Source organism: Gardnerella sp. 26-12, assembly GCF_001660745.1.
GTDB classification, from domain to species: domain Bacteria; phylum Actinomycetota; class Actinomycetes; order Actinomycetales; family Bifidobacteriaceae; genus Bifidobacterium; species Bifidobacterium swidsinskii.
Genome location: NZ_LWSR01000058.1, coordinates 1 through 8,444 on the forward strand (window position 1 = coordinate 1; position 8,444 = coordinate 8,444).

General features: G+C 41.1%; 5 protein-coding genes. All 5 read left to right on the top strand.

The window, feature by feature from the left end; translation table 11 throughout:
• Positions 1-97: 97 nt before the first annotated feature.
• The 5 genes from A5295_RS03960 to A5295_RS03980 all read left to right on the top strand — a co-directional run bounded on the left by A5295_RS03960 (position 98) and on the right by A5295_RS03980 (position 8,383).
• Positions 98-1,912 (top strand): ABC transporter ATP-binding protein, encoded by a 1,815-nt coding sequence (locus A5295_RS03960; RefSeq protein WP_033888404.1) that lies wholly within the window; start codon positions 98-100, stop codon positions 1,910-1,912.
• 2 nt (positions 1,913-1,914) lie between these two features.
• Positions 1,915-3,711, top strand: coding sequence for an ABC transporter ATP-binding protein (locus A5295_RS03965; protein WP_004107992.1), 1,797 nt, complete (start codon positions 1,915-1,917; stop codon positions 3,709-3,711).
• 54 nt (positions 3,712-3,765) lie between these two features.
• Complete coding sequence (locus A5295_RS03970; RefSeq protein WP_064621758.1) at positions 3,766-4,746, top strand: TatD family hydrolase; 981 nt, start codon at positions 3,766-3,768, stop codon at positions 4,744-4,746.
• A gap of 164 nt (positions 4,747-4,910) precedes the next feature.
• Positions 4,911-7,544, top strand: a complete 2,634-nt coding sequence (locus tag A5295_RS03975; protein ID WP_064621759.1) for a KUP/HAK/KT family potassium transporter — start codon at positions 4,911-4,913, stop codon at positions 7,542-7,544.
• 23 nt (positions 7,545-7,567) lie between these two features.
• Positions 7,568-8,383: an HD domain-containing protein gene (locus A5295_RS03980; protein ID WP_004107986.1), complete on the top strand. Its 816-nt coding sequence runs from the start codon at positions 7,568-7,570 to the stop codon at positions 8,381-8,383.
• The last annotated feature ends 61 nt before the right edge of the window (positions 8,384-8,444 follow it).

An 8,444-nucleotide genomic window follows, 5' to 3' on the forward strand; every position in this document is an offset into this window, starting at 1 on the left:
AGATGTGTATAAGAGACAGATGCTAATGTGAGAAAATAGTATAAATTTAAAATTAAGTCTCAAAAAGCAAAATCGGAAACAAAGGAGAAGCTGGCGCATGTACGTCAATCCGAATAAACGCAAAGATGCGAGTAACGTGCGCTGGGTATTGCAATACTGTAAGCCGGACATGTGGAAAGTTTGGCTTGCTATTTTTCTATTTATTATCAATGACACGATGGCAATGACAATGCCGTTGCTTTCGGGCTTTATTGTAGACAAAATCATTATTGGCAAACAGCATAATTTGCTTATAAGCGTATGCGTTTTGATGGTAGCAATGATGATTGTTCGCGTTGGCTCAAGGTATATTTACCAGCTTTTAATGGAAAAGTTTGGTCAAAATGCCGTGTATCGCCTGGTGAGCGACGAGTACGAAAAGCTTCATTCTCTCGATTTTACGTACTTTAATCACACGCGCACAGGCGACATTATGAGTCGTATGACATCGGATACTGACGCGATTCGTCATATTTTAAGTTGGGTTTCGTATATGGCGTTAGATTGTGTAGTAATGTTCGTGCTAGCGCTGGTTATAATGTTTTCAATTCAGTGGAAGCTCGCTTTAGCACTTATGTCAATTACGCCATTTTTGTTTCTGCTCGCAAAAATTATGGGCAAAAAAGCTAGACCGAAATTCCTTGCAATTCGTGAATCCTTTGCGCGCATGAATTCAATGGTGGAAGAAAATATCGAGGGGAATCGCGTAGTAAAAGCTTTCGTGCGTGAGGATTACGAAACTAAGAAATTCGATAAGTGCAACGAAGACTACTTTAATTGCAATATTACGCTTGCAAAAAATACTCAAAAATACATGCCTTGGCTCGATGGCATGGGTTTTGTGCTTGAGCTTATAACAGTTGGTTTCGGCGGATGGCTTGTTTTGAATGGCAACATGACTTTAGGTGCATTCGTCACTTTTAATAGCTTCCTTTGGATGCTACACATGCCTGTACGAATGGTGGGCTGGCTTATTAATGATTGGCAGCGTTTTAACGCAGGATGCGTGAATATTCGCAAACTTCTTACGCAAGAATCGCATATTAGACATCCAAAAGAAGCGGACGAAACCGTTAAAATTAGAGGTAAAATTACTTTTGAGCATGTTGATTTTTCATTCCCAGACGATCAAGACTCTCCAATCTTAAAAGATATTGATTTAGACGTTCCTGCTGGAAGCAAACTGGGTATTCTTGGTGAAACTGGTTCCGGCAAATCAACTCTCGTAAGTCTTATAGCAAGATTCTATGATCCTACGCGTGGTCGTGTTTTAATTGACGGAAAAGACGTGCGCGAATGGCCGTTAGAAACTGTTCGTAACCAAGTTAGCATAGTTGCGCAGGAAACATTCCTATTTTCGGACACTATTGCAGGAAATATTAGTTTTGGATTACCTCAAACTAAAGAAAATTGTAAGGAATTAGATAATACCATTCGCACGATGGCAACAATTGCTGCAGCAGACGATTTTATTATGGATATGCCAGAAGGCTATGAAACAGTAGTAGGCGAGCGTGGGGTAGGTCTTTCTGGTGGGCAAAAGCAGCGTTTGAGCTTAGCTAGAGCGTTGGCAAATAATCCTGCAATCTTGATTATGGACGATACAACTTCTGCTGTAGATATGGAAACGGAAGAGCATATTCAGCAGGAGCTGAAAAAGCTTGATGGCACGCGCACAATAATCACTATTGCGCACAGAATCTCATCCGTTAAAGATGCAGACATGATTGTTGTGCTAGATCACGGGAAAATTATTGAACGCGGCACGCATGCTCAGCTTGTTGCAGCGCACGGGAGGTATTGGGAGATCTATAGAAAGCAACTTGGCTTTAAAACTGGCAGGTCTGCAGGATTCGAAACGAAGGGGGAGTAGAAATGGCACAACGTAATACTTATCGTGAAGACGAAGGTCAAGAAGAACACATAAACGTGCACGAACTTATGCGCGTTAGAAAATATATGAAGCCGTATGCTACTAAACTTCTATTCGTAATTATGGTAGTTATTAGCGGCAGCATCATTATGACAGCGATGCCAATGATTACGAAAACGCTAATCGACGTTGTATTGTCTCAGAAAAACGTCAATTATTTATATACAATTATTGCCGTATTCGCACTGCTCATTATATTGTATGAGCTTGGTTTAGCGTACAGAACTTTAGCAATTACGCGCATCGGCCAGATGATAATCAAAGACATGCGACGCGATATTTTTACGCATGTTCAATCATTATCTTTTGATTATTTTGATTCGCGTCCGCATGGGAAAATTCTGATTCGCATCGTAAACTACATCAATACGCTTTCTGACACGCTTTCGTCTGGTTTAATTAACGTATTTTCCGACGTTTTTGTGCTTATTATTACATTAATAACAATGTTTGTTATAGATTGGCGAATGGCTTTGTGGAGCTTAGCGCTATTCCCAATATTTATAATTTGGACGCGAACTTTACAAATTTTGCAAAGAAAAGCGTCTAAAAAATTATCAAATAAACAAAGTAATTTAAATGCGTATTTGCACGAATCAATCGCAGGAGTAAAAACAACGCAAACTTTTGCGCGAGAAGCTACAGCATACGCTACTTTCCAAGAGCAACAAGCAGAAGTAAGAAGTGCTTGGATGCGAAACGTTAGAGTGCAAATGTTACTTTGGCCTGGTGCTTCAATTATTGAGACTGCAGCAATAGCGCTTTTGTATTACTCTGGCATAGCAAACTTAGGTGCAATGAACGTGAGCACGGGAACACTTATAGCATTTGTTTGGTATTCGACTACTTTCTGGGATCCAGTAGTAAATATTGGAAACTTCTATACGCAACTTGTAACGTGCTCAGTTTATTTGGAACGAATTTTTGAAACTCTACGAATTAAGCCAAATATCGTAGATAAGCCAGATGCTATTCAATTGCCTCAAATCGAAGGAAAAGTAGACGTAAACGACGTTGTTTTCCGTTACGAAGAAGATGGAAGGCCAATATTAAACTTGGTTGATTTGCATGTTAATCCTGGCACTACTGTAGCTCTTGTGGGACCTACTGGTGCAGGAAAAACAACTCTCGTAAGTCTTCTTTCTAGATTCTACGACGTTTCAGAAGGCTCGATTACTATAGACGGGTACGATGTACGTTCAGTAACGCTCGCATCTCTTAGAAAACAAATGGGCGTAATGTTGCAAGATAGTTTTATTTTCAGTGGAACCGTACGCGAGAACATCCGTTATGGAAAGCTCGATGCCACTGATGAAGAAATTGAGATTGCAGCGCGTGCAGTTCATGCTCACGAATTTATTGAAGGATTACCGAACGGATACGATACTGAAATTGAAGAGCGCGGAGCCACTCTTTCTGCAGGTCAGCGTCAGCTTATATCGTTTGCGCGAGTATTGCTTGCGAATCCGCGAATTCTTATTCTAGATGAGGCAACAAGTAATATTGATACTCGTACAGAAGAAGCATTACAAGCAGGATTAGCTCAATTACTTAAAAATCGCACATCTTTTGTAATAGCGCATAGGCTTTCGACGATTGAGAATGCGGATTTGATTTGTGTAATCGATCATGGAGAAATTGTTGAAAAAGGCACTCATAACGAGCTTATGGAGGCAAGAGGAGCGTATTATCGTCTTGTAAAATCGCAATATGATGCAATTCGCAAAGCAGTTTTATAAATACTTATCATTCAATAAAAATTGACAGTTGAGTTTGCGAGTAGACTTAAAAATATGAGTAAACATCATCGCGAACATAATTGGGCGCCGGCTTTAGCAACGCAATCTGCAGTATGGGAAAATCTGCTACAAGAAGGAATAACAATTGCAGACGATCACACGCACATGATTAGCGTTGTGGATTTTGCACATAATTTGAATCAAGAATTAGCAGAAAAAGGTCGCGATTTAATAGCGGAACCTACTGCAGACGATTTAGTTGTTCAAGCAAAATCATCAGGCGTTTCGCACATGCTAGAAGTCGGATGTGAATATCCAGATTGGGAGCCGACGATTAAGTTTGCTCAAACGCATGAAAATTCAGTTCGCGCAGCAATAGCAATACACCCAAACGAAGCAGTATTACACGGTCACAAAGGAGCTAAAGGCCCTGACGGACTGCCGATAGTTTACAAGCCGTATCACGATATTCCATTTGACGAAGCTATGCAACATTTGCGCTCGCTAGTAATTGCTCATCCAAAAGAAGTAGTGGCAATAGGTGAAACCGGTTTAGACTACTTTCGTACGGGAGAGCCTGCGCGAGAAGCACAAATAGAGGCTTTCCGCGACCATATTGCGCTCGCAAAAGAGCTGAATTTACCTTTACAAATTCACGATCGTGATGCGCATGAAGACGTAGTAAAAGTCTTACTAAAAGATGGTGCTCCTGAGCGAACAGTATTTCACAGTTATGCTGGTGGTGTGGATTTAGCCGAAATATTGAAAGAGCACGGTTGGTACGCAAGTTTTTCTGGAACGATAAGTTACAAAGGCAATGATGAATTACGCGAATCTGCGCGAATTATTGGCAAAGACCATATAACTGTTGAAACGGATGCGCCTTATTTAACGCCAATGCCGTATCGTGGACGGCCAAACGCGCCTTATATGGTTCCTTATACGCTAGAAACACTTTCTGAAGTTCTAAATATATCGTTATTGCAAGCAGCGAAAGTTACACGCGAAAATACGCGAAAAATTTACGAATTTTAGGAATATAAAATCCTTAATTTTCAAGGATTTTTTAATATTTTTTGCGCGATGCACTATTGTTGTATACAATATCCAAGTACGGAAATAAAACTGTGAGGTGTGAGGTTTATGCGACTTCTTGTTGGCATCAAGAAGAAACCTCATATATGGAGGAACAATTAAGCATGACTAAGTCACGCACTACTGTACCATCAAACGATAGTACAAAGGATCCTCGCAACGGCGCGAAAGATTCCGAGAAAAGCACTAAATCCTTAAAAGGTACTAAGGATGCTATATTGCGAGCTGCCTCGTTTACTAAGGCTCCTCAGGTGTCAAAAAAAACGACAACACGCGAAGAGCGCAAAGTAATAGCTCAGCAGCAAGCGCAAGAGGTAAAAGAAGCAGAAAAGCTTGTTGCTAGTGCAGTACGAGGTCCGTTAGGTAGATGGTGGGCAAAATTGCAAACCAGTTCCGATCGTTTTACATTGGGAATGGCAATTGTTGCTCTTGGCGTTGTCTATGGCGATATTGGTACTTCTCCGCTTTATACTGCGCAAACATTTTTAGCAGGTCAAGGCGGCTTACAAAACATAAATCGCGCGACTATCTACGGAATGCTTTCGCTACTGTTCTGGTCAATCACATTAATTACAACCGTAAAATACGTATTTGTTGCAATGAGAACAGACAACAAAGGCGAAGGCGGCATTTTTGCTTTATATTCGCTTCTACGTAAAAAAGGCGCGTGGCTTGCAATACCGGCAATGATTGGTGGAGCCGCGTTTTTGGCAGATTCTGTGTTGACTCCTGCAGTTTCCATCTCTTCAGCAGTTGAAGGTTTGCGCACTATTGCAGTGTTTAAGCCAATATTCTTAGAAAATGAGAATTTGTCGATGATGATTACGGTTATTATAATCGTCATACTTTTCTCTGTACAGCAACGCGGAACTGAGCGAATTGGCAAAGTATTTGGCATTGTTGTGATGCTTTGGTTTGCTTTCCTTGCGCTGGTTGGTGTCATGAACATTGGCCGAGATTGGACTATTTTTGAAGCACTTAACCCGATTCATGGCATAAAATTCCTGTTTAGCACGCATAATGTGCAGGGATTAGCGGTTATGGGTGTGATCTTCCTTTCTACTACCGGTGCTGAAGCGTTATATTCTGATATGGGTCATGTTGGTAGAGGCAATGTGTACGCAACCTGGCCGTTTATTAAAGTTGCTTTGCTGCTGAATTACTTTGGGCAAGGCGCTTGGATGTTGAAAAATCAAAACGATAAAGCATTATGGTCAATAGAAGGTTTGAACCCGTTCTTCCAAATGCTTGAACCGAATGTGCGATATGTTGCCGTTATTCTTTCGGTTACTGCTGGCATTATTGCTTCTCAAGCGCTGATTACAGGCGCATACACAATGGTTTCTGAGGCAACAAGCCTAAATTGGATGCCACATTTGCAAGTGCGATATCCTGCTAGAACTCGTGGACAGCTGTATATTCCAGTTGTGAATGTTGTGCTGTGTGTTGCCACTATTACGGTTCTTGCAGTATTCCGCGATTCTGAACATATCTCTGGCGCGTACGGTTTAGCTTTAACTCTCACTATGCTTGCTACGACTATTTTGCTCACAGTGCACATGTGGTATCAAAAGAAGCGATTTGGTGCCTTCATATTTGCAATCGTATTCCTCATGATTGAGATGATGTTCTTTGTGGCTTCCATGGCGAAATTCATGCATGGTGGCTGGTTTACTATGCTGCTCGGTGTTTCAATTTTGATCATTATGGTCACTTGGAAAGATGGAACTAAAATTGAGCGTTCGCAACGTTTGCACATGAAACCGAAAGATTTCCTACCTGTGCTAGATAAGTTGCACGGAGATTTCCGTATTCCGTATTTCGCTGACAATATTGTGTATTTGACTTCCGATTGTGAAATGAAGCGTCTCGATACTGGAATCTTCTTCTCTATTTTTGCCGACCATCCAAAGCGTGCTAGAGCTTGGTGGGCTGTTTCTGTAGAAACAGATGACGCTCCGTTTACTCGTGAGTATTGTGTAGAGAATTTCGGTACGGACTACTTATTCCGCGTAAAAATTAAACTCGGATTTAAAGTGTCGCCTTCTATACCAGCGTATCTTCACCAAATTATGCATGACTTGTCGCACACGGGCGAACTTCCTCAGCAAAAATCCGTGTATCCGAAGGTTGATGCAGATCCAGATATTGGACCAATTCGATATGTTCTGTTGCACAAAGCGTTGATGCCGGAATCTAATATTTCTGTGCGTGGAGCGTTATCTTTAAAGATGAAATATGCAATTAGACATGTTGCTGGTACGCCTGTTAAATGGTTTGGTTTGGCTCCTTACAATCCGGTTGTTGAAGTGCAGCCGTTGTTTATTTCTACTCGCAGACCTCCGCGTTTGAAGCGTGAAGACTGTTCTCAGCGAGCAGTTCAATCTTTGCAAGGTGCCTCAGCGCTTGAAACTAATATTCACGTTGTGAAAGATATCAGACCTACTGATGCGGAGCAGACTGCTGTTATGAACGCACGAGATATTGCTGCTGCTAATGTGATGTTTGCTAACGAAAAACTTGCCAATACTGGGAAAATTAGCCCAGTTCCAATTAAAGAGACAAAAAAAGTTAGCGTGAAGAAGCCTAATAAAGATGGAGCAAATATCGATGCAGCGAATGTAACGCATGCTGTTGTGCAGGCTGTGGAGGATGCTGCTCGTGCCAATGATGCGAATAGTGTGAAATCTGAAAAGAGTGCAGCAACTGAAAAGAGTGCAAAAAATAATCTTAAGTAAGAATCTTAAGGAAGAGCCTTAAAATGGAAAATGGTGCAGAAAGTATACTTAATTGCAACTCGATAAAACTCGCTGATTTACCTGATTTTGGTGAAGTAGAGAAATTGCATAGTGCAACTGCACCATCTTCTGCTGCTTATGAGCTTATTCACGGTCATTGTGTTGTAATCTCAACAATTGCTTGGCAAATTGCTCATCATTGCAATATGCTTTTGTCCGCTGAAAATCGTGCTGCTCAAATGAGTGAAACTTTGCGTAAGCGTGCTGAAATAGCAAAAAATTGCCTTCAGGAGCTTGTCGGAGATAGTTATGCAATATTACCTGCGCTTAGTGGTGGCTTAGCTCCAAAACAGTATATTGATGAATACGCAGCTTTAATAGGTGGATTGTTGCACGATATTGGCACGTATTTTGTGCTTGAAAGTGATGGCAGTAGCAACGCTGGTGGTATATTGCGCTTTGATGGTCCGAATTATATTTTGCATGGCTTGCGCGGATATAAATATTTAATTGATAATGGTTTTAGTGAGGATGCTGCGCAATTTGCGCGCAATCATACTGGAGTTGGCTTAACTCGAGAGCAAGTTATTGCGCAAAATTTGTCTCTTCCTGCTGAAGACTATATTCCGCAAACAGTTGAGCAAGAAATTGTTATGGTTGCGGATAAATATAACAGCAAATCGATACCTCCTCGTTTTTTGACAGTCGATTCTTATCGTCGCAAGGCTGCGCGATTTGGCGAAGACAATGCTAATCGTTGGATGCAATTGGTTGCGAAATATGGTGAGCCAGATATTGCAGGTCTGGCAGAAATCTTTAATATGCGTGTTGATGCGTGAGCGTTATTGATTTTTTGCGTATTTTTATCCTATTTTTGTGTATTTTTATCCTATTTTTGTG

What these genes read in the sequence shown, in the direction of transcription:
- A5295_RS03975 (WP_064621759.1), top strand. Translation starts at nt 4,911, where the DNA reads ATGACTAAGTCACGCACTACTGTACCATCAAACGATAGTACAAAGGAT.
- A5295_RS03965 (WP_004107992.1), top strand. Translation starts at nt 1,915, where the DNA reads ATGGCACAACGTAATACTTATCGTGAAGACGAAGGTCAAGAAGAACAC.
- A5295_RS03960 (WP_033888404.1), top strand. Translation starts at nt 98, where the DNA reads ATGTACGTCAATCCGAATAAACGCAAAGATGCGAGTAACGTGCGCTGG.
- A5295_RS03970 (WP_064621758.1), top strand. Translation starts at nt 3,766, where the DNA reads ATGAGTAAACATCATCGCGAACATAATTGGGCGCCGGCTTTAGCAACG.
- A5295_RS03980 (WP_004107986.1), top strand. Translation starts at nt 7,568, where the DNA reads ATGGAAAATGGTGCAGAAAGTATACTTAATTGCAACTCGATAAAACTC.